General features: G+C 62.7%; 25 protein-coding genes. 5 read left to right on the forward strand and 20 right to left on the reverse strand.

All coding sequences use genetic code 11. The features are described from left to right. Positions 1-28: 28 nt before the first annotated feature. The 5 genes from glcF to nth all read right to left on the reverse strand — a co-directional run bounded on the left by glcF (position 29) and on the right by nth (position 5,727). Positions 29-1,321, reverse strand: coding sequence for a glycolate oxidase subunit GlcF (glcF, locus tag Q9295_RS13725; protein WP_306681140.1), 1,293 nt, complete (start codon positions 1,319-1,321; stop codon positions 29-31). Then, positions 1,321-2,412, reverse strand: a complete 1,092-nt coding sequence (locus Q9295_RS13730) for an FAD-binding protein (RefSeq protein ID WP_306681229.1) — start codon at positions 2,410-2,412, stop codon at positions 1,321-1,323. Before Q9295_RS13730 ends, glcF begins: the two co-directional genes overlap by 1 nt. Beyond that, a complete protein-coding gene (locus Q9295_RS13735) occupies positions 2,412-3,911 on the reverse strand; it encodes an FAD-linked oxidase C-terminal domain-containing protein (RefSeq protein WP_306681141.1) in 1,500 nt (499 codons plus the stop codon). Before Q9295_RS13735 ends, Q9295_RS13730 begins: the two co-directional genes overlap by 1 nt. Positions 3,912-4,105: 194 nt before the next feature. Continuing rightward, positions 4,106-5,089: an adenosine kinase gene (locus Q9295_RS13740; RefSeq protein WP_306681142.1), complete on the reverse strand. Its 984-nt coding sequence runs from the start codon at positions 5,087-5,089 to the stop codon at positions 4,106-4,108. After that, positions 5,086-5,727 carry an endonuclease III gene (gene nth, locus Q9295_RS13745; protein ID WP_306681143.1) on the reverse strand — a complete coding sequence of 214 codons (642 nt, stop codon included), beginning with the start codon at positions 5,725-5,727 and terminating at the stop codon, positions 5,086-5,088. Before nth ends, Q9295_RS13740 begins: the two co-directional genes overlap by 4 nt. A gap of 209 nt (positions 5,728-5,936) precedes the next feature. Here nth and Q9295_RS13750 point away from each other — a divergent pair, with 209 nt between their 5' ends. Beyond that, complete coding sequence (locus Q9295_RS13750) at positions 5,937-6,770, forward strand: methylated-DNA--[protein]-cysteine S-methyltransferase (protein ID WP_306681144.1); 834 nt, start codon at positions 5,937-5,939, stop codon at positions 6,768-6,770. Positions 6,771-6,929: 159 nt separating this feature from the next. Next, complete coding sequence (locus Q9295_RS13755) at positions 6,930-7,589, forward strand: YiaD family glycine zipper/OmpA-like lipoprotein (protein ID WP_306681230.1); 660 nt, start codon at positions 6,930-6,932, stop codon at positions 7,587-7,589. A gap of 154 nt (positions 7,590-7,743) precedes the next feature. On the opposite strand, the gene Q9295_RS13760 is transcribed toward Q9295_RS13755, so the two are convergent. From Q9295_RS13760 to Q9295_RS13780, 5 genes are all read right to left on the reverse strand, one after another. Next, positions 7,744-8,316: a F0F1 ATP synthase subunit B gene (locus tag Q9295_RS13760; protein WP_306681145.1), complete on the reverse strand. Its 573-nt coding sequence runs from the start codon at positions 8,314-8,316 to the stop codon at positions 7,744-7,746. A gap of 4 nt (positions 8,317-8,320) precedes the next feature. Continuing rightward, the gene (locus Q9295_RS13765) at positions 8,321-8,872 is read right to left on the reverse strand and encodes a F0F1 ATP synthase subunit B' (RefSeq protein ID WP_306681146.1); all 552 of its coding nucleotides are present in this window, start codon (positions 8,870-8,872) and stop codon (positions 8,321-8,323) included. An 87-nt stretch (positions 8,873-8,959) separates the two neighbouring features. Continuing rightward, the gene (locus Q9295_RS13770; RefSeq protein ID WP_226936586.1) at positions 8,960-9,196 is read right to left on the reverse strand and encodes a F0F1 ATP synthase subunit C; all 237 of its coding nucleotides are present in this window, start codon (positions 9,194-9,196) and stop codon (positions 8,960-8,962) included. A 65-nt stretch (positions 9,197-9,261) separates the two neighbouring features. Continuing rightward, positions 9,262-9,972 carry a F0F1 ATP synthase subunit A gene (locus Q9295_RS13775; RefSeq protein WP_306681231.1) on the reverse strand — a complete coding sequence of 237 codons (711 nt, stop codon included), beginning with the start codon at positions 9,970-9,972 and terminating at the stop codon, positions 9,262-9,264. Positions 9,973-10,008: 36 nt separating this feature from the next. Then, positions 10,009-10,365 carry an AtpZ/AtpI family protein gene (locus tag Q9295_RS13780; RefSeq protein WP_306681147.1) on the reverse strand — a complete coding sequence of 119 codons (357 nt, stop codon included), beginning with the start codon at positions 10,363-10,365 and terminating at the stop codon, positions 10,009-10,011. Between the two features lie 205 nt (positions 10,366-10,570). Here Q9295_RS13780 and Q9295_RS13785 point away from each other — a divergent pair, with 205 nt between their 5' ends. Together Q9295_RS13785 and Q9295_RS13790 are read left to right on the forward strand one after the other, a co-directional pair. Further along, positions 10,571-10,936 (forward strand): ArsR/SmtB family transcription factor, encoded by a 366-nt coding sequence (locus Q9295_RS13785; RefSeq protein WP_306681148.1) that lies wholly within the window; start codon positions 10,571-10,573, stop codon positions 10,934-10,936. A gap of 130 nt (positions 10,937-11,066) precedes the next feature. After that, positions 11,067-11,219 (forward strand): hypothetical protein, encoded by a 153-nt coding sequence (locus Q9295_RS13790; protein WP_306681150.1) that lies wholly within the window; start codon positions 11,067-11,069, stop codon positions 11,217-11,219. Here the strand turns inward: Q9295_RS13790 and Q9295_RS13795 are convergent. The 10 genes from Q9295_RS13795 to Q9295_RS13840 all read right to left on the reverse strand — a co-directional run bounded on the left by Q9295_RS13795 (position 11,203) and on the right by Q9295_RS13840 (position 20,114). Next, on the reverse strand, positions 11,203-12,012 hold the full coding sequence (locus tag Q9295_RS13795) for a division plane positioning ATPase MipZ (RefSeq protein ID WP_306681151.1): 810 nt from the start codon (positions 12,010-12,012) through the stop codon (positions 11,203-11,205). The two genes, Q9295_RS13790 and Q9295_RS13795, sit on opposite strands and share 17 nt — an antisense overlap. Positions 12,013-12,215: 203 nt before the next feature. Then, positions 12,216-12,437, reverse strand: a complete 222-nt coding sequence (gene rpmE / locus Q9295_RS13800; RefSeq protein WP_306681152.1) for a 50S ribosomal protein L31 — start codon at positions 12,435-12,437, stop codon at positions 12,216-12,218. 14 nt (positions 12,438-12,451) lie between these two features. Next, positions 12,452-12,826, reverse strand: coding sequence for a 50S ribosomal protein L19 (gene rplS, locus Q9295_RS13805; RefSeq protein WP_306681153.1), 375 nt, complete (start codon positions 12,824-12,826; stop codon positions 12,452-12,454). Positions 12,827-13,195: 369 nt separating this feature from the next. Further along, a complete protein-coding gene (gene trmD / locus Q9295_RS13810) occupies positions 13,196-14,029 on the reverse strand; it encodes a tRNA (guanosine(37)-N1)-methyltransferase TrmD (RefSeq protein ID WP_306681154.1) in 834 nt (277 codons plus the stop codon). 70 nt (positions 14,030-14,099) lie between these two features. Beyond that, positions 14,100-15,047, reverse strand: a complete 948-nt coding sequence (locus Q9295_RS13815) for a hypothetical protein (RefSeq protein ID WP_306681155.1) — start codon at positions 15,045-15,047, stop codon at positions 14,100-14,102. Between the two features lie 68 nt (positions 15,048-15,115). After that, on the reverse strand, positions 15,116-15,619 hold the full coding sequence (gene rimM, locus Q9295_RS13820; RefSeq protein ID WP_306681156.1) for a ribosome maturation factor RimM: 504 nt from the start codon (positions 15,617-15,619) through the stop codon (positions 15,116-15,118). A 215-nt stretch (positions 15,620-15,834) separates the two neighbouring features. Next, on the reverse strand, positions 15,835-16,194 hold the full coding sequence (gene rpsP / locus Q9295_RS13825) for a 30S ribosomal protein S16 (protein WP_306681157.1): 360 nt from the start codon (positions 16,192-16,194) through the stop codon (positions 15,835-15,837). Positions 16,195-16,254: 60 nt separating this feature from the next. Beyond that, a complete protein-coding gene (locus tag Q9295_RS13830; RefSeq protein WP_306681158.1) occupies positions 16,255-16,563 on the reverse strand; it encodes a chorismate mutase in 309 nt (102 codons plus the stop codon). A 166-nt stretch (positions 16,564-16,729) separates the two neighbouring features. Next, on the reverse strand, positions 16,730-18,253 hold the full coding sequence (gene ffh / locus Q9295_RS13835) for a signal recognition particle protein (RefSeq protein WP_306681159.1): 1,524 nt from the start codon (positions 18,251-18,253) through the stop codon (positions 16,730-16,732). 199 nt (positions 18,254-18,452) lie between these two features. After that, complete coding sequence (locus Q9295_RS13840) at positions 18,453-20,114, reverse strand: alpha/beta hydrolase (protein WP_306681160.1); 1,662 nt, start codon at positions 20,112-20,114, stop codon at positions 18,453-18,455. Positions 20,115-20,247: 133 nt separating this feature from the next. Here Q9295_RS13840 and Q9295_RS13845 point away from each other — a divergent pair, with 133 nt between their 5' ends. Beyond that, the gene (locus tag Q9295_RS13845; RefSeq protein ID WP_306681161.1) at positions 20,248-21,159 is read left to right on the forward strand and encodes a LysR family transcriptional regulator; all 912 of its coding nucleotides are present in this window, start codon (positions 20,248-20,250) and stop codon (positions 21,157-21,159) included. Positions 21,160-21,163 lie beyond the last annotated feature (4 nt).

A 21,163-nucleotide genomic window follows, 5' to 3' on the forward strand; every position in this document is an offset into this window, starting at 1 on the left:
CTAACTTGGGCTGCAAAGCAGGCGTTTCTTAGGCACTTTCATGCAGCGCGCGCGGCATCGGACCGCCCGTCGCCCAGTCCAAAAGCTCGACCGTATGCACCACCGGAACCGAGGCTCCTGACCCAAGCTGCATCATGCAACCAATGTTCCCGGCCGCAATCACTTGCGGCGCTTTTGCTTCAAGCGTGGCCAATTTGCGCGCCTTCAGCTGGGCCGAAATCTCAGGCTGCAGAAGGTTATAGGTGCCAGCCGAGCCGCAGCACAGATGGCTGTCGGCGGGTTCTACCACCTCATAACCCACGCGTTTCAAAAGATCTTTCGGCGCGGACTTGATCTGCTGGCCATGCTGCAACGAACAGGCCGCGTGATAGGCCACCCGCATCTCACGCGGGGCGCCCTGCGGCAGGCCGATCTGCGCCAGCACCTCGGAGATATCTTTGGCAAGACCGGCAATCTCAGCCGCATCCGCCGCCAGCGGGTCATTGCGGAACATATGGCCGTAGTCTTTGACCGTGGTGCCACAGCCCGAGGTGTTGATCACCACCGCATCAAGCCCCGCGCCGCGCCGCTCTGCCATCCAAGCGTGGATATTGGCAGCGGCCGCGCTATGTGCTTGATCTTCCTTGCCCATATGATGGGTCAGCGCGCCGCAACAGCCCTGCCCCTTGGCCACCACGACCTCGCAACCCAGCCGGCGCAGAAGCCTTATCGTGGCATCATTGATGTCCGTGTTCAGCGCCTTTTGCGCACAACCCGTCAAAAGCGCCACCCGCATCCGGCGTGGAGCGGTGGCGGCAAAGACCTGCGGGTCGTCATTGCGCGAGACCGGAGGGATGGTCTTCGGCGCCATCTCAACCATCGCCCGCAGCCGCGCATCGGGCAGAAGACGGCGGAAGGGGCGGATGATCTTGGCCCCCAATAGCGCCAGCCGCATTCGCCCGGGATGGGGCAGCACAAAGGCCAAAACGTTACGCAGCATCCGATCAACCCACGGACGGCGATAGGTTTTTTCGATATGAACGCGGGCATGATCGACGAGATGCATATAATGCACACCGCTGGGGCAGGTCGTCATGCAAGACAGACAGGACAGGCAGCGATCAACATGTTTGACCGTTTGCGCATCCGCCGGTCGCCCGGCCTCAAGCATGTCCTTAATCAGGTAGATCCGACCGCGCGGGCTGTCGAGTTCATCGCCAAGCACCTGATATGTCGGGCAAGTCGCGGTGCAAAAGCCGCAATGCACGCAAGAGCGCAGGATCTCATTGGCCCGCGCGACGCCGGGATCAGCCAGCTGAGCTTCAGTGAAATGGGTTTGCATCAGAAAAGCCCTCGGCTCTGGGCGGGATTGAACAAAGCTTTGGGATCAAAGGCGGATTTGAGCCCGGCGGACAAGGCCAAGACCTCAGCCGAGGATCGGGCGAAGGGCAAAGCGCCTGCGCCACGCAGCAAGATGGCCTGACCACGGCCCGCCAAGGCCTTCTGCAGCGCCTCGCCCTGCCCCTCCGGCAAGACCATCGAGACCTGCCCGCCAGCCCGGTCAAAAAGCACCGTGCCGCCCATCGCAGCAGCAAGCTCCGCCGCATGTGTGGGCAGGCAAGAGATCCGCCAAAGATCGCCCTCCGGCCCCTGCAAGGGCGCCAAGTCTCTGACATTACGCCAAATCTCGGCGCTGGCTTCCCCCTCTACCACCGAGACATCACCCGGAAGCACCGCCCGCAACTGCCCAACACGGTAGGCGACCGAGCCTGCAAGCCCCTCAAGCCGAACGACCGAACGGCCCGAAACACGCGCAACGCCCGAGACATCGAAGGGCGAGCCAAGCGCTCGGCGCAAAGCGGCAAGGCCGGGGCCGTCGTCCAGCCCCTCAAGGATCAAGGTCGCCTCGACCTCGGGCTGGGCCTGCAGCTTGAAGGACAGCTCGCTCAGGACCCCCAATGTGCCGTGGCTTCCCGCCATCAGCTTCACCAGATCATAGCCGGTGACATTCTTCATCACCCGCCCGCCGGACTTCACCACCTCGCCACGCCCTGAGACGAAACGCACGCCAATCAGCGCATCCCGCGCAGCGCCAGATTGCACCCGGCGCGGGCCGCTGGCATTGGCCGCCACAACGCCGCCAATGGTGGAAACCCCTGTGCGGCCAAGCACTTGCCGCATATCCAGCGGCTCAAAGGCTAGCCTTTGCCGCTCACCCGCCAGCAAGGCCTCAACCTCAGCCAAAGGCGTTCCAGCGCGCACCACCAAGGTCAAAGCGGCGGGTTCGTAAAGGACAACACCGCTCAGACCGGAGGTCTCCAGCACCGCGCCTTCAGCCCCGCCGATCCGCCGTGTCCCGCCACCTTGGATCGCCAAAGGCCCAGCGGCACCGGCCACGATCTCCGCCAGTTCAGCCTCGGTCTCGGGCCGCATCACGCCTGACATTTTCTGTCCTCAAATATCCCGGGGGTCCGGGGGCTGGCCCCCGGCCCGGTGGTCACTGCATCGCGCCGCCCGGCACTTACCGCCAAAGGAAACACCTTGGCTGGGTTCAAAAGCCATTGCGGATCAAAGACATCCTTGACCCTCATCTGCGCTTCCAGATCAACCGGGGCAAATTGCACCACCATCAGATCGCGCTTTTCGATGCCCACGCCATGCTCACCCGTCAGGCAACCGCCGACCTCGACGCAAAGCTTCAAGATTTCGGCCCCGAAGGCTTCGCACAAAGCTAAGTCACCCGGCTTATTGGCATTATAAAGGATCAGCGGGTGCATATTGCCGTCTCCAGCATGGAAGACATTGCCGACGCCAAGGCCAAATTCAGCGCTCATCTCGCCGATGCGGCGCAGCACATAAGGCAAGGATGAGACCGGGATCGTGCCGTCCAAACACATGTAATCATTGATCTGCCCCATGGCGCCAAAGGCCGATTTACGGCCCAGCCAGATGCGGCGGGCTTGGTCTTCATCTTGCGCTTCGCGGAATTCCACCGGGTTGTGGCGGAGGGCTATCTCTTTGATTTTGGCCAATTGTTCGGCGATCTCGGCCTCAGACCCTTCGACCTCGATGATCAATAGCGCTTCGCAATCGGGGTAGCCGGCTTTGGCGAAAGCCTCGGTCGCCTCGATGCAGGGACGGTCCATGAATTCGATCGCCACCGGCAGCACGCCGGCGCGGATGATATCGGCGACGCAGGCGCCTGCGACCTCATTCTCGGCGAAGCCCACGAGCACCGGGCGCGCGCCTTCGGGCTTTGGAAGGATGCGCAACCAGGCCTCGGTCACCACGCCCAATTGGCCTTCCGAGCCGCAGACGACACCCAGAAGATCAAGGCTCCCAGGCTCATCCCAAGGTCCACCGATCGTGGTCACGGTGCCGTCCATCAGCACCATCCGAACGCCCAAAAGGTTGTTGGTCGTCACGCCATATTTCAGGCAATGCGCCCCGCCCGAATTCATGCCGATATTGCCGCCAATCGCGCAGGCAAGCTGGCTAGAGGGATCAGGCGCATAAAAGAACCCTTCCGCTTCAACAGCTTGCGTGACGGAGAGATTGGTGCGGCCGGTCTCAACATGGATGAAGCGGTTCTCATAATCCGTTTCGATCACGCGGGTCATCCGGGCCAAACCCATCACCACGGCATCCTCGGTCGGCATCGAGCCACCGGCCAAAGAGGTGCCCGCACCACGCGGCACCACGGGCACGCCTTCGGCGTGGCAGATGCGCAAAACGGCGGAAACTTCTTCGGTGGTGCGGGGCAGGACCACGGCCAAGGGCTGGCAGCGATAGGCGGCGAGGGCGTCGCATTCATAGGCGCGGGTCTCGGCCGGGTCGCCGATCACGGCATCCGGAGGCAGCACCTGCGACAGGAGCGCTAGGATGCTGGATTTGCGCGCAATAATGCGAGCGTTGGGCTGGGGCATGTCCATCGCGTGACCTCCGATTCACCTGCAGCAGATAGAACCCGAAGCGGGCTCTGGCAACGCGGAAAGGGCGTATGGCCAACGTCTGGAAAAGGTATGGCTTACGTATGGTTCACGTACGGCAAGCAAGCACTGGGGTTTGGCATACAAAAAAGCCGGACCAAGCGGGCCCGGCTTTTACTCGTGAGGGTCTGGCGGGATCAGATCAGCCCAGCGGCGCGGAAGAGTGCCTTCACATCCGCCTCGGGGCGGGCGCCGAAATGGCCGATGACCTCGGCCGCGGCGATACAGCCCATGCGGCCTGCGACCTCAAGCCCTTTGCCGGTGGCAAGGCCGTAGATGAAGCCCGCGGCGAATTGGTCGCCCGCGCCGGTGGCATCAACCGGCACCACGCGGTTCACCGGCACCACCACACGCTCGTCCCCGCGAATGAGGATCACCTCATCGCCCGAGCGGGTGCAGACCACGAGACCTGCATCTTGCGAGGCCTGAGCCAAGGCCGCGTCAAGGTCGGTTTGGTAAAGCGAGGACCATTCGTGCTCGTTGCCGATCACATAATCCAGATCCTTGACCAGCCGGCGGAACGAATCGCGGTGACGGTCGACGCAGAACGGGTCTGACAAAGCGATCCCGGCCTTACCGCCGCCCGATTGGGTCAGCTTGGCCGCGCGTTCAAACGCGTGCTTGCCCTTGTCCTTGTCGTAAAGATAGCCCTCAAGGAACAGGAACTGCGCGCTGCCCGCGACATCATCCGAGACATCATCGGGGCCAAGCTCGGAGGAAATCCCCAGATAGGTGTTCATTGAACGCTCCCCATCGGGCGAGACGAAGATCATGCTGCGCGAGGTGGGCAACTCCCCCCCGGCCACAGGCGGGTTGACGAAATCGGTGCCTTGGCCCGCCAAGGCTTGGGCGTAGAACCGCCCCAGAGCATCATCATGCACCCGGCCAATGAAAGCGCTGGAGAGGCCCAAGGCACCCATCCCGGCCACGGTATTGGCGACCGAGCCGCCCGGCGCTTGGCGGCGGTCCTTCATCGAGCCGTAAAGCAATTCGCCGCGCTCACGCTCGACCAATTGCATGATGCCTTTCTCGATCCCCATCAGATCAAGGAAGCTGTCATCCGCGGTGGAAAGCACATCCACGATGGCATTGCCGATGCCGACGATCTGATAGGTTTTCATGTCTTATCCTCGTAGAGGCACCAGTCCCGGATTGGGCAGATGCCGCATTTGGGTTTGCGCGCAAGGCAGATATAGCGACCATGCAGGATCAGCCAGTGATGCGCGTGTTGTTGGAACTCGGCCGGGACGTTGTCTTCGATGGCGCGTTCAACCGCCGTCTCATCCTTGCCGGGGCAGATGCCCGAGCGGTTGCCGATGCGGAAAATATGGGTGTCGACCGCTTGGGCGGGGATGCGGAACCACATGTTCAGCACCACATTGGCGGTTTTGCGGCCCACGCCCGGCAAAGTGACCAAAGCGGCGCGGCTGGAGGGCACTTCGCCGCCGTAGGTATCAACCAGCCTTTGGCTGAGCTTGATGACGTTCTTGGCCTTGTTGCGGTAAAGGCCGATGGTCTTGATATGCTCGATCACCTGCTCTTCGCCGAGGTCGAGCATCTTTTGCGGCGTATCGGCGATCTCAAACAGCGCCTTGGTGGCCTTGTTCACGCCCTTGTCGGTGGCTTGGGCGGAAAGCGCCACGGCGACCAGCAAGGTGAAGGCATTGGTGTGGTCAAGTTCACCCTTCGGCTCGGCCTCCGCTTCGCGGAACCGGGTGAAAAGGGCATGCATGGCGGGGTAATCGAGCTGTCTGACCATAGGGCCTTGCAGCATGAACTGGGGTTTGGGGCAAGAGGTTTAGCGTTTGGGTTGTGTTCTGTGCCGTGAGGGCGTGGGGTGACTTCGCAGCTGCGCCCCCCGGCAAAGCGCTTTCCGTTCCCCCGCCGCAGCTTTGACGGAAAGAACCGCAGGAAACGGGTCGCACGGCGGGGGGCGCTGGCCTACATTCGCCGCAAAGGAGCGCTGCTATGTCCGATCAATCCCCAGCCTATCACTACGCGGTCATCGGTCGGGCTCTGCGCGAGATTGATGCCGCCCCACCGGGGCTGCCGCTAGAGGATCTGGCGGCGCGGATGCAGATGAGCGCGGCGCATTTCCAGCGCACCTTTAGCCAATGGGTTGGGATCTCGCCGAAGAAATACCAGCAATACCTTAGCCTTGACCATGCGAGGCGTTTGCTGGCCGAGCGGCATACCACTTTGGCCACCGCGCAAGAGCTGGGGCTGTCGGGCACCGGGCGGCTGCATGATCTGTTCCTAAGCTGGGAGGCGATGAGCCCCGGCGCCTATGCGCGCGGCGGCGCGGGGGTGGAGATTTATTGGGGCTGGTTCGCCTCGCCCTTTGGGCGGGCCTTGGTGATGGGGACCGAGCGGGGCATTTGCGGCATTGGCTTTGGGGAGGAGGGCGAAGAGGCGGAAGCCTTTGACGATCTGCAACGGCGCTGGCCGAAAGCGGAGTATCGTGAGGCGCCAGAGCGGTTGCAGCCTTGGGTGCAGGCGGCCTTTGGTGGCGGCGGCGAGACCAAGCTGCATCTGATTGGTGCGCCCTTTCAGATCAAGGTTTGGGAGGCTTTGCTGGCGGTGCCTTCGGGCCATGTCACCACTTACGGCGATATTGCCGGGGCGATTGGCCATCCTTCGGCGCATCGCGCGGTGGGGACGGCGGTCGGGCGCAATCCGATCTCATTCCTGATCCCCTGCCACCGCGCCATTCGCCGCGATGGCGCTTTGGGCGGCTATCACTGGGGCCTGCCGCGCAAGCGCGCCATGCTGGCTTGGGAGGCGGCGCGGTCAGAGTTCTGAAGGCGCGCCCTTTCGCACTGGAAAGTGACTGCTTCGTCATCGGCAGAAGGCCGCGCATCAAGCCTCGGCTCTGTGCGGATGCGGGGCTGCATGTTATGCTGACCGGTGAACCCGGGGCCGCGAGGTCTAAGACCGGGCTTGATTCCAACGACAACGAGCATATTCATGATGAAATCCCCTCTTGTGCTGGCCGCTGCGGGCCTTTTGACCCTGACGGCTTGCGTTGATCCGAATGCCTATCCCGATGACCCGAATGCGCGCACCAAGAACGGCGCGATCATCGGCGGCATCTTGGGGGCAGCGGCTGGCGTTGCGACCTCGGGCGATGGTGATGAGCTGAAGGGCGCAATCATCGGCGGCGCATTGGGCGCGGGTGGCGGTGCTTTGATCGGCCAAGATCTGGACCGGCAAGCGGCGGAGCTGCGCGTCTCGCTGAACTCGAACATCTCGGTCACCAATATGGGTGACTATCTGGTCGTGAACATGCCGCAAGACCTGCTCTTTGCGACCGATAGCGCGACGCTGCGCGGCGATCTGACCCGCGATCTGAACGCTGTGGCCTCGAGCCTGCTGAAATATCCGCGCAGCCGCGTGGAAGTGATCGGCCATACCGACAACACCGGTGCGGCGGCTTACAACCAAGACCTCTCGGTGCGCCGTGCCTCGGCTGTGGCTTCGGTCCTGCGCGGCGCGGGCGTTCCGGCAGCGCGTCTGGCGGCCTATGGCCGGGGTGAAGACCAGCCGGTCGCGTCGAACCTGACCGCCGATGGCAAGGCCCGCAACCGCCGGGTGGAGATCATCATCCGCCCGACGATGTAAGCGGAGGAGGCCCCTTAAGCGGGCCCCTGTTGAAGGATCGAAGAAGGGGCCGCGCGATCGGCCCCTTTTTTCATGGCCCTGCCCCGCCCGGGCCAAAGAAAAAACCCCGCAGCACGGGGCTACGGGGTTCTTTCTTTGGATCAGCTGAAGCGGCTTAGTGCAGCTTGGCTTCCACCTCGATGATCGCGGCATCGATCGAGGCCGAGGTCGAGGCAGCCGACATTTGCTGGCTCAGCACATCGGTCGCAGCGGCGATTGCCACGGTGACCGCGCGCTCGCGCACTTGCTTGACGGCCGCAGCCTCGGCGCTGGCGATCTGCTCTTCAGCAGCAGCCAGACGACGATCGATCGCAACCTTCAGATCGGCTTTCGCTTGCGTTGCCGCAGCTTGAGCTTCTTCCTTGGCATTTGCGACGATGCGGTCGGTTTGCTCGGCGACTTCCTTTTGCTTGCGCTCATAGGAGGCCAGAACCGATTTGGCTTCTTCACGCAAAGCACGCGCTTCTTCCAATTCGGATTTGATCGTCGCCGCACGTTTGTCCAAAAGCCCAGCCAGCTTCGCCGGCACGCCTGCGTAAAGCAGGATACCCACGAAGATGAGGAAGGCGATCAGCACCACGAAATCGGTGTTGCCCAGGCTGAAGAACGGGCCGGCGGCAGCATGGGCCGGAGCGGCAGCCGCAACAGCGGCCCCCAGAGCGGTCCCAAGAACGAGAAGTTTCTTCATCGCCTTACCCTTTCAGCCGCGCAGCAACCGCCGCAGTGACAGCGCCGGCGTCGACCGTGCCACCCAGAGCCGTGACCAGCTCTGCCGCAGTGTCCTTGGCCACGGCTTCCACCGCTGCAAGGGCACCCTCACGGATCTCAGCAATCCGCTTTTCAGATTCGGCAGCTTTCGCGCCAATCTCAAGATCTGCCCGCGCCGTGGCTGCATCCAATTCTTTTTGGATGTCGGCCTTAGCAGCTGCGACAATCTTCCCGGCTTCCGCGCGGGCGGTGGCCAAAGCTTCGTTGAAGCTGCGCTCGGCCGCGATGGCCTTTTGACGCAGTTCCTCGGCCGCGGCCAAATCGTTGGTGATCGTGCCTTTACGCTCGGCCAAAACGGCGCCAATGCGGGGCAGAGCGATGGTCTTCAGGATGAAGAACAACACCACCAAGGTGACCAGCAGCCAGAACACCTGGTTCGGCATCCAGTCGGTGCAAAGCTGCGGCATCCCTTTGGCGCTACCGGCGTCCATAAGACACTCAGCATGCCAATTCATGCCGTGGGTTTCCGTTGCCATCATGCTCTCCGTCGAACCGTTCTGAACAGGAAGGGCGCCAGCCGTCTCCGACCCGCGCCGCTTCCCACTTTTACGTCAGAAGCTGGTTCAGACTGCGAACATCAGCAGCAGAGCGATCAGGAACGAGAAGATCCCGAGAGCTTCTGCGAAAGCGATACCCACGAAGAGGTTCGCGGTTTGGCCGGGGGCAGCCGACGGATTGCGCAGAGCGCCTTCCAGGAACTTGCCGACGATGTTACCGACGCCGAGGCCAGCACCGGCAAGGCCGAAAGCTGCGAGGCCAGCACCGATGTATTTGCCGAGCAGAGCGAGTTCGCCTTCCATGTCGTAGACTCCTATAGGTTGGAAAAGCTTGAGATTTGATTTCTTACCGAACCAAGGCCGGGGCCTTAGTGGTGGGCTTCGCCCACCGCGTCCTTAAGGTAGACGCAGGTCAGAATGGTGAAGACATAGGCTTGAACGAAAGCCACGAGCACCTCGAGCGCATAGATGCCAACGGCACCAGCGATCGCGAGCGGCGAGATGATCGCCATCGAGGCAAAGCCCGCGAAAACTTTGAGAACAGCGTGACCAGCCAGCAGGTTGCCTGCAAGACGGATCGAGTGCGAAACCGGGCGCATGATGTAGGAGATGACCTCAATCACCGCCAAGATCGGACGCAGGGCCAAGGGGGCCGAGGACACCCAGAACATCGCAAAGAAACCCAGACCCTTGCGGCTGATGCCGATCAAGGTGACGCCGAGGAAAACCAGAAGCGCCAGAACGCCGGTCACAGCGACATGGCTGGTGGTGGTGAAGCTCATCGGCAGCAGGCCGAGGAGGTTCGACAGCAGCACGAAGAGGAAGAGCGTCATCACGAGGGGGAAGTATTTCACCCCTTCATGGCCCGCGACTTCTTCAACCATATTGTGGATGAAGCCATAGAAGACTTCGGCAATGGATTGCAGCCGGGTCGGGATCAGACCGCGGTGACGGGTTGCCAGCACAAACAAAGCGAAGATGCAGACAAGGGCAAGGCCCATCCACAAGGTCACATTGGTCAGCGTATACCACTCAACCGGGCCATCGCCGAAGAGCGGCTTGACCACGAATTGGTCCATCGGGTGGATCGAGAAACCGCCTTCAGTCGCCACTTTTCACTTCCCCTCGTTCAAGGCGGACTTTGCCGCCTGATCGTCTGCGGCAGCCTGAGCTGCCTTCTTTTCCATCATCTCACGAGCCGTGCCCATCATCGTGCGCACCCCCGCGACAAACCCCAAGAGCGAGAAGATCACCAGAAGGATCGGCAAGGTGCCGAAAAGCTTATCCAGCCCGTAACCGATGCTGGTTCCGACAACGATGCCGGCGCCAAGCTCAATCACCATCCTCCAAGCAATCTCGCCTTGCGAGATCCCTTGCGCCACGCTTGAACTGCGCGGCTTCGGCACTCCGCGTGCGGCAGCGAGGCGTTGTTCCAACGCACGCAGACGCTCGGGATCAGGTTCCGAAGCCATTGCGGCCCTCTCGTGGCAGTCAGCGGCGGTAATAGGGGGCGGGGGGCCATGAGTCAAGCGATGAAGGCTGCGAGTTATACCACTGAAAACGTTGTATTTTCCAGATTCACACTTGCTGAATTTGCGGCATATGGTGACAAATTCAGGGCTGAGCGATATTCAACCCTTAGGTTGACAATGGCTGCACGGGCCAGATAGTCGCCTGATGGACCCCACCCTCTCCCCTGCCGAGACCCTGAAGCTGGACGCGATCTTTGCGGCACTGGCCGATCCAACGCGGCGGGCGATTTTGGCGATGCTTTTGGAAGATGACATGGCGGTCACCGATGTGGCGCAGCCGTTTCAACAAAGTCTGGCGGCGATCTCCAAACATTTGCAGGTGCTGGCGGAAGCCGGGCTGATCAGCCGCGAGAAGCGCGGACGGGTGGTTTGGTGCAAGCTGGAGCCAGATGCTTTGCGCGGCGCCTCGGTTTGGATGCGGGGCTTTGGGCAGTTTGAACCTTTGGACCTTGATGCCTTTGAGCGCTTCTTGGACCATGAGCTGGCCGAGGATGAAGTCCCCAAGGCCTAGCCCAAGCGCGCCCCGGTAAAGCCCCGGTTTGCCCGCTGGTTTGTCACAAAACCGCCGCGCTTTGCTTCAAACCTTGCGCCAGCGAGGGTTGCCATTGGCGCAGCCGTCCCAACCGCAAGGAGAGACGACGATGGCCAAGGCATTGAGCTTGTTGCAAAGGCTGTGGAACTTCCGCCAGCGCGATGAGCCGAAAGACAGCGCCTTTGAGCAGCGGCTGCAAGAGATGGGCGGGCTGCGTCAGGTCTCGGTCGCGCGGGCGGTGCTTTTCAGAACTGGGCAGTAACGCCGGGGAGACGCAGCGCGGTCACCAGATCGCGCAGCTCTTGGCGGGCGGCGATGTTGGACATGTTGAGCTGCTCAACGCCGGAATCTTTCAAGTCCAGCAGCGTGAGGCCGCGCGGGAACAACTCGCGGAAGATCACGCGTTCGGAGAAACCGGGCGCGACGCGGAAACCGATGCGGCGCGAGAGATCCTCTAGCGCTGCGCCCACTTTCTTTTTGTTGTGCATCTGCTGGGCGCCAAGGCGGTTGCGCAACACGATCCAATCGATTGGCTTCAGCCCGGCTTGCGCGCGCAGCTGCCGCGCGCCCCAAACCATCTCGGCATAGATCGACGGGCCTTTGACTTTGCCGCTTTCGGGATCGATGCGGGCGAGCAGGTCGAAATCGACAAAGCTGTCGTTCATCGGCGTGATCAGAGTATCGGCCAAAGAATGCGCCACTTGGCTCAGCCGCGTATGGCTGCCGGGGCAGTCGATGATGATGAAATCTTTCACCGGGTCCATCTCGGCCACGGCACTGGTCAGCCGCTGGTCAAAGGCATTCTCGCCGGGGGTGAGGCTTGCCTCATCCACCTCGGGCAGTTCGCGGTATTCGGGGCTGGGCAGCTCGATCCCGGCCTGCGCCATCCAAGCGCGGCGGTTCTCGACATAGCGGCCCGAGGTCTTCTGGCGCAGGTCCAGATCCAACATGCCAACCGCAAAACCCATCCGGGCCAAGGCGGTCGCCACATGCATACAGGTGGTGGACTTGCCCGAGCCCCCCTTCTCGTTGCCGACAACGATGATATGCGCCATGTGATTGCCCCCTTTTGCGGCCCGCGAGTTCTTGGCCGGTCTTTCTATTGGCAAGGACCAGCCGAAAGGGGAAGCCCTTTTTGGCACAAAGCCGCTGCAGCGACCTTGGGTGAGTCCCGCATGCCATGCGCAGGCCCGTCAGGCGCAGCAATGCAAAAGGGCGCATCCGAAGATGCGCCCTCTTGGTCTTTGCGGGTCTGGGCTTAGAAGCCGAGGCCAGCGTATTTGTTTTTGAACTTCGACACGCGGCCACCGGTGTCCATCAGCTTGGCCGATTGGCCGGTCCAAGCCGGGTGTGCCAGCGGGTCGATGTCGAGCGACAGCGTGTCGCCTTCTTTGCCCCAGGTCGAACGGGTCTGATAGGTCGAGCCGTCGGTCATTTTCACTTCGATGAAGTGATAATCGGGGTGAATGCCCTCTTTCATCGTTCCGGCTCCTCTTATTCAGCTTTGGCTTTGTAGGTGCTGTTCTCAGCGATCCGGGCGGATTTACCGCGACGATCACGGAGGTAGTACAGCTTGGCGCGACGCACTTTACCGCGACGGACCACTTCGATGGTCGCGATATTGGTCGAGTAGAGCGGGAAGACGCGCTCGACGCCCTCGCCGAAGGAAATCTTACGGACCGTGAAGGAAGCCGCCAGGGTCGCGCCGCCTTTACGAGCGATGCAAACGCCTTCGTAGGCCTGAACGCGCGAACGCGAGCCTTCGGTCACTTTGTAGCCAACGCGCACAGTGTCGCCGGCTTTGAAGTCGGGGATGGTCTTGCCGAGGGCGGCAATTTGCTCCGCCTCGATCTGGGCGATGAGGTTCATGCGCCGGTCTCCATTCTTGCCTGCGGTGGTTCCGCAGAGGTGATGCCGCGCCAGAGCTCCTGGTCTTCTGTCGGATCCCTGCCCTGATGGACAAGCCCGCCGGAGATGCCGCCTGCTTTGCTAACCGCGCCCTGGGCAATGACCTTGCCGAAGAAGGCAAGCAAGCACAGGGAATCGGGACCGATGGGCAAGAAGCCCCGGACGGGGTGGCTATAGGGGGACAAGAGCTTGCGGTCAAGCGCTGCGCGTTGCGGCAAGCGCTGCGCGTTGCGGCAAGCGCGGCGGGTCCGGCTGCTTCGGAAAGCCTCCGGCGGGAGGGGGCTGCCATTGGCAATGGGGGGGGCAGAGCCCCCCGCCCTATTAAGTTGTTCAGCGCTGCTTTTTCGGCGGCTGGCGGTCGAGATGCGCTTGCCAGAGATCAGGGCGGCGCTCTTGGGTCAATGCCTCAGACTGGGCGCGGCGCCATTTGGCGACCTCGCCGTGATTGCCCGAGGTCAGGACTGCTGGGATTTCAGCCCCCTGCCATTCTTGGGGCCGGGTGTATTGCGGGTGTTCCAGCATACCATCCGAGAAACTTTCCTCCTCGGTCGAGGCGGCATTGCCCAAGACGCCGGGCAAGAGCCGCACCACGGCATCAAGCATGGCTTGCGCGGGCAATTCGCCCCCGGTCAGGACAAAATCCCCAAGGCTCACCTCTTCGATCTGGCGCGCATCAAGGACGCGCTGATCGACGCCTTCGAAGCGGCCGCACAGCATGGTGAGGCCGTCGCAAGCGGCAAAGCGGCGCGCCATCGCTTGATCGAAGCGGCGACCGCGCGGCGAGAGATAGATCACCGGCCAGCGGCTGCGGTCGGCCGGGGTGTCCTCCATCGCCGCCTCAAGGGCGGCATCGACCACATCGGCACGCAAGACCATGCCAGCCCCGCCCCCGGCAGGCGTGTCATCAACGGTGCGGTGTTTGCCCAGACCGAAGGTCCGCAGATCAATGGGTTTCAGCCGCCAAAGCCCCGCATCCAGCGCTTTGCCGGTCAGCGACAGGCCTAGCGTGCCCGGAAAGGCATCGGGGAAAAGCGTGACCACGCGCGCCTCGAAGGCCTGCGCCAGATGCGGCGCGCCCTCCATCAGATCGCGCGGCTTCATGCTAACCTTGATCGACAGGCGACCGTGGCTTTTCGGTTGGACGGGTTCGGGTTCTTGGCTCATGCGGCGGTTATCCGGGGAAAGCGGTGCAGCATCAAGCCCCGGCTTTGCGCTGAGCGCAGGCGCGTTCGGTTTAGCCCGGCTGTGGCCGGCTGTGCGGAGTCCAAGCCCTTCGGCTGGCCTTGCGGCCCACTGTGGCGGTTAAGGTCGCAAGATCCGCCGCCAGATCGTTGGGCAGGCCCAGCTTGCTCAGCCTTTGCAAGGCCTGCGCATCGGGAAATTGGTGGCGCCGGTCCGGGAAGCTGCGAACCAGTGAGGCCGCGCGGGGCAAGAGCATTTGCAGCAGCGGCAGATCTTGGCCCGCCGCGGCAAAGGCGGTGCGGATCGCAGTGGGGGCAGCGCCGGAGGCAAAAACCTCGGGCTCGGTCGCCCATAAAAGAAGCGCGCGGCGCAAGGCACCGTGTTGGTCGGGGGCGCCCGCAAGGGCTTGGCCCAAAAGCTCAAGCCGGTGCCAAGCGTCAGCGGCATCCATCACATCCTCAAGCACCGGGGCGATCTCGGTCACGGGGGCGTCATCAGCAAAGGCGAGGAGCGGGGCGATTTCAGCCTCGGGCCGGGCATGGGGCGGCTGTTGGGGTTCTGCGACTGGGGGATGGCGCAATTCCTCGAGCCGAACGCCATGTTTCAGGGCTTTTTCACCATCCCAGAGCAGGCGCGACAACGGCAGCGCGAGGAAGGAGAGACCCAAGAGAAGCGGCAAGGACAGAGCCGGCAAACCGCTGGATGCGTCAGGGCCAGTGCCGCCCGCCACCCCGGCAAGCCCGCGGCCAATGGCGAAGAGAAGCGTGACCAGCGCGATCTGCGTCAGCACCTGGCTTATCACCAAGGTCAGCAGCCGCGGCTTTCGCCAATGCGACCAGCGGCGCGGCCAATATTGCGGCCAAAGCTGCACCAGCCACAGGCAGAAGATGAGAACGAAGGGCGGCAACAGCGCCCAGCCATAGCCGCTAAAGCCCGCCAACAAAGGCCCAAGGTAGAGGAGCGCCGCAGGCGCTTGCAGCCATCTTGCACGCAGTTTCACGCCATTCCCCCCAATGTCCAAAGGCCAAACGATAGCGGGACAGGGAAGGGCTTGGCCGCTTTCGGACCTTAGTCCAACCCCTCGGGCAGATCGACGATGATCAGCCCGCCCGCAAGATCCACTGTGGGCACCGTGGCAAGGGTAAATGGCAGAAGAAGGGCAGATTTTGGCCCATTCAGTCGAATTTCAAGGATATCGCCAGCGCCGTGATTATGGACCGAGATCACCTCACCCAAGGTCTCACCGCCGGTGTCGCGCACGGTTAAGCCGATGAGATCGCTGTGGTAAAACTCATCATCGGGCAGCTTGGGCAGCTTGGCGCGGGGGACGAACAATTCGGTCCCTTTTAAGGCATCCGCGTCTTCTTTGTTGGTCACGCCGGAAAGGCGGCCCCCAAGACCGCCCGCAACGGGGCGGGTCAGCTTCAGCGTGAAGCTGCGGCCGTCTTTGGTGAAGACCGGGCCATAAGCGGCAATATCGGCTGCTTCGGTGCAGAAGGATTTCAGCCGCACCTCGCCTTGGACCCCGAAAGATCCGGCAATGGCGCCGACACAGATGAGCTCATCTGACATCGAAGAACATCCTTTTGCTTTGAGTTGTCGTGAAAAGCGGTTGCAGCGGGCTCATGGCTGAGCGCCGCTGCAAAATCCGCGTTGGTCCCAGACCCCTCCGGCGGAGCGGCAGGCACCCGCCTGCCCCGCTTGGCCCAGTTGCAGCCCTGCCCAAAAGCAAGCGCCGCACAGGCCCAGCGTGATCACCCGCCGAATGAGGCCTAGGCCCGGGAGGATCATTCCTCGGCAGCAGCCGGAGCTTCGTTGCGAGCAGCTTTCTTAGCAGCGCGCTCAGCCATAGCTTTGCCCGGAACAGCCGATTTCGGGTTCGAGCGCTCTTTCTTCGGACGTGCGCCAGCGGCTTCGAGGAAGCGTGCAACGCGGTCGGTCGGCTGGGCGCCTTGGGCGATCCAGTGGTTGATGCGCTCGATGTTCATGACAACGCGGCCTTCAGCGTCTTTGGCCATGAGCGGGTTGTAGGTGCCCAGCTTTTCCAAGAAGCGGCCGTCGCGCGGGTTGCGCGAATCGGTGGCAACGATCGAGTAGAACGGGCGCTTTTTCGAACCGCCGCGGGCGAGCCGGATTTTCATAGCCATAGTGTTTCTCCTTTGGATGGCTTTTAGCAGGCGGGGCAGGATTGCCCTCTCTGCGGATGGTTATTTCTTGAAACTCTCGTGATGCCGGATGACTTCCGAGATGATGAAGTTCAGGAATTTCTTAGCAAACTCTGGGTCCAGCTTGGCCTCTTGGGCCAGTTTCTCCAGACGTTCGATCTGACGCGCCTCGCGGGCGGGGTCGGATGGCGGGAGGCTGTGCTCGGCTTTCAGCCGGCCCACGCCTTGGGTGTGTTTGAAGCGCTCGGCCAGCGTATAGACGAGGATCGCGTCCAAGCGATCAATCGACTCGCGGTGCTCTTTCAACAGCTCGGCGGCGCGGAGGGTGGGATCGGTGACGGCATCGGTCATTGCATGGCTCCCATAGGATCAGCGGATGGCGAGGGACCGCGCAACACAGATGCGGCTAGGGTCGGATACAGGTCACGAAACGCCTGAGACCGCAGCCTCTGGCACAGATGCGGGCGCGCGGTCGCAAGGACCGGGCCAGAGCTGCCATGCTGTGCCAGAGCTTGGGTCATTTCTTCTTCATCAGCCCCGAGAGACCGGCCGGCAACGACAGGCCGCGCGGCATACCGCCCATGCCGCCCATACCGGAAAGACCACCCATGCCGCCCATGCCACCAAGGCCTTGCTGCATGCCTTTGGCGGCTTCGGCGAGCTGTTCGGGCGACATTTTCGACGGGTCGGGCATGCCGCCCTTGCCCATCATCTGACGGATCATCTGCTTCATGCCGCCGCCTTTGCCGAATTTCTTCATCATATCGGCCATTTGCTTGTGCTGTTTCAGCAGCTTGTTCAGCTCTGACACCTCAAGCCCGGCACCGGCAGCGATGCGCTTCTTGCGGCTGGCTTGCAAAAGATCGGGATTGGCGCGCTCGCGCTTGGTCATCGAGTTGATGAGCGCGATTTGGCGGCGCAGCATCTTGTCGTTGAAGCCCGCCTCTTCGGCCTTTTTCGCCATGCCGCCCATGCCGGGAAGCATACCCATCAGGCCCTGCATCCCGCCCATTTTCAGCATCTGTTCCAGTTGCATCCGCAGGTCGTTCATATTGAACAGACCTTTGGAGAAGCGCTTGGCCATCCGCTCGGCCTGCTCGGCCTCGAAGGTCTCTTGGGCTTTTTCGACAAGGGCGACGATGTCACCCATGCCAAGGATGCGGCCCGCGACGCGCTCGGCCTCGAAGGGCTCAATCGCGTCCATCTTCTCGCCAAGGCCGACGAAGCGGATCGGTTTGCCGGTGACGGCGCGCATCGAAAGCGCCGCACCGCCGCGACCGTCGCCGTCCATCCGGGTGAGGACCACGCCGGAGATGCCGACTTTGCCGTCAAATTCCGAAGCCACATTGACCGCGTCTTGGCCGGTCAGGCCGTCAACCACCAGAAGCGTCTCGCGCGGCTGGGCGATGTCGCGGACGGCTTGGACCTCGTCCATCAACACTTCGTCGATGTGCAGACGGCCCGCGGTATCAAGGAAGACAACGTCATAGCCACCAAGCGAGGCTTGGGTCTTGGCGCGTTTGGCGATCTGCACCGCCGTTTCGCCTTTGACGATCGGCAGGCTGTCGACGCCGATCTGGACGCCGAGGATCGCCAACTGCTCCATAGCCGCCGGGCGCTGGGTGTCGAGCGAGGCGAGGAGAACCTTCTTGCCGTTCTTCTCTTTCAGACGCTTGGCGAGCTTCGCCGTGGTCGTGGTTTTACCCGAGCCTTGCAGACCGACCATCAGGATGGTCGCGGGCGGGTTGTCGATTTTCAGGGCCTCGGGCGGCTCATCGCCAGCCAGAACGCGGGTCAGTTCGTCATGGACGAATTTCACCACCATCTGGCCGGGGGTGATCGACTTCGTCACCGCCGAGCCGGTGGCCTTTTCTTGCACCCGCTTGATGAAATCGCGCGCAACCGGCAGCGAGACGTCAGCCTCAAGCAAAGCCACGCGGACTTCGCGCAGCGCGGTGATCACGTCCTCTTCGGACAGCGCGCCAGCCCGGGTCAGGCGGTCGAAGACGCCACCAAGGCGTTCTGACAGGCTCTCGAACATCGCGTCACCTCATCGTTGCGGGCCACTTCCTGAAGGGAAGCGAGACGGCAAAGCGGCAAAGCACCCGTGGGCGCAACGCGCTGACGGATGGCGATCCCGGGCTTTGCCCATGGGACCGGAAGCTTTGGCCTCCGGGGAATTGGGTCGGGCGATACGCGCCTTGGGCCAATGAGTCAAGGCTTGCAGGCACAAAGGCGGGCTATAGGCCCTGATCCGCCAAGGCCTGATCGATGCGCGCCAGCGTCTCGGGCGGGGTCTTTAGCCCCAAAACCTCTTCCCAGCCGCGCAGATAGTCGCGGGCGGCATAGACATGGCCGCGACCGGGGGGCGGCGAGGTGGCGGTCATCATATCCAGCGCCAGCTGCAAGAAGGTGACGACGGGATACCAGCCAAGCCCGGGCGAGACATCGGGACCGCGCGGGCCGGACAGCCAATCGGGGCGACGCCAGAGCGTATCGGTGGTGAAATGCGCAATCGGGTCCGAGGGATAAGCAAGATAAACCACCCGTACCGCGCCCCAAGCCGCACCCTCGCCCACCGGGTCAATCTTTTGCGTCATCGAGCGCAGGATCGAGCCATCGCCAAAGCGCGGCGCCCAAGCGGTGCTGCCTGCCTCACGCCCCGAGACCACCTGTCGCCAGCCGGTGGCGGCGAAGGGCGGGCCGACCCAAAAGGCCCCATCCACCGGATCGCCCAAGGTCATCGGCGAGGTGGCGGCGAATTCGCCATTGCGCGAGCCAAGCGAGAGGCCAAAGAGAAAGAGCCGCGGGCGGGTCTCAATCGGCAGGCTGCGCCAATGGCCGTAGATGGCGTGGAATAGCGCCTCGGAGGTTTCTGATCCGTATTCGGGTTGCAAAAACAGCGACATCCAACTGGGTAGATAGGAATATTGCACCGCGATTGTCGCGACATCGCCGCCGGTCAGATAGTCAAGCACCTGCATCCCCGCCGGGTCCATCCAGCCGGTGCCGGTGGGGGTGGCGATGACCAGAGTGCGCCGGTCGAAGGCGCCCACGCGCTTGGCCTCGGCCAAGGCCAGAGCGGCGCGTTCTTCGGGGGTTTTGGCGTTGTTCAGACCGACATAGACCCGCAAGGGCTGCACCGCGGCCAAGCCTGTGGCGGCGGTGATCTCATCGCCATCGGGGGCCGACGAGATCCAATTGCGTCCCTCGGCCCCAAGCCCCTCCCAACTGGCAAGCGAGGCCGCGCTGCCGGTTTTCAAAGGATCGCTGGGGGCGGCGCGGTCAGGCGGGATAAGTTTGTCGACGGCGGCATAGGTCTCATCCATCGCGCCCAAGACGCGGCGCAGGACAAGGTCATTGCCGACCGACCAAAAGAGCAAGAAGGCCAGCCCCAGCCCGACCACCAGCGCCAGACGGCGTGGCAAAAGCCCTTCAAGCTGGGCAGAGATCATCCGCCAAAGCCGCCGGAAGATCCGCCCAATGCCGATCAGCCCCACTGCGACCCCAGCCGCGACGCAGAGAATGGTGAAAGGCCGCGCGCTTTCAACGGGCGGGATTTGCATCGCGCTATGGATGCCGTTTTGCCAGCGGGTGACGTTCCAAAGCCCCCAACCGGCCACCACCACGCCCAAGCCCAGCGCCACCCAAAGGCTTTGGCGCACGAAACGCTCGGACCGGGCGGGACGCTCTAACATCCAGTCCCAAAGCATCACCAAAGATGCACCGATCAAATAGCCGATAGCAAAACAGATGCCGCCCAAAAGCCCCTGCATCGGCCCGCTGCGCGGGATCAGCGAGGGTGTCAGCGACAAGGCGAACAGGATGGAGCCAAGCACCAGCCCCAAGGCCGAGGGTCGCCCCAGCAAGGGGTGGTCGCGCACCTCTCTCCAACTGATCATCACCACGCAATCCCAAAGGCCTGACTTCGCCTGCCAAGCTCAGGCTTCAGCGCGTCAAGGTCAAGCACCGCAGCGCTGTCTTCGCGTAAGTTCGACACGCAAGCTCTTGCCTTTCGCGCCGCCCCCAGCACAGATGTGCATAATCGCACAGGAGGTTCAGGTGCAAAACTGGGACGAGTTACGGACAGCCTATCAAGTGGCGCGGCTGGGCACGGTCTCGGGCGCGGCCGAGGTTTTGGGCGTGCACCATGCCACGGTGATCCGCCATATCGACGCGCTAGAGTCGCGGCTGGGGATCAAACTTTTCCAACGCCACGCGCGAGGTTACACCTCGACCGAAGCCGGGCGCGATCTTTTGGTGGTGGCGCAGGCGGCGGATGAGCAGTTCGTCCAGCTCGCCAATCGCATCAAAGGGCATGGCGAGACGGTTCAGGGTGAGCTGATCGTGACCTCGATCGCGGGGATCTCGGATCTGCTGGTGCCGGTGCTGACCAGCTTCCAAGCCCTGCAACCCGATCTCTCGGTGCGCTATCTCACCGATATGCGGCTGTTCCGACTGGATTTCGGCGAGGCGCATGTGGCGATCCGCGCTGGCAGCGTGCCAGAAGAGCCTGACAATGTTGTGCAGCCCTTGGTGCGGATGAAGACCGGGCTTTATGCCGCGCGCTCTTACGTCGAAAAATATGGCCTGCCTCAGACGGAGGCCGATCTGGCGCAGCACCGCTTTGTCACGGCCGATAATGAGGCTGGGCGCGCGCCCTTCCACCGCTGGCTGCGCGAGCGGGTGCCGGATACGGCGCTGACCTTCCGCACTGGAGAGCCGCAAGCGATGGAAGTGGCCCTGCGTGAGGGCGTGGGCATTGGCTTCCTGTCGGCCTTCCGGGCCCATCAAGACGACCGCTTGGTCGAGGTGATGCCGCCGCGCGCAGAATGGGAATCGCCTTTGTGGCTGGTGACGCATGTGGATTTGCACCGCACCCGCAAGGTGCAGGCCTTTGTGGCGCATTTGAAAGAGCAGGCAAAATCGTGGCGGCTGTGCAGCTAAGACT

Origin of the sequence: Pseudogemmobacter lacusdianii (genome assembly GCF_030848395.1) — a bacterium.
GTDB lineage: Bacteria > Pseudomonadota > Alphaproteobacteria > Rhodobacterales > Rhodobacteraceae > Pseudogemmobacter > Pseudogemmobacter lacusdianii.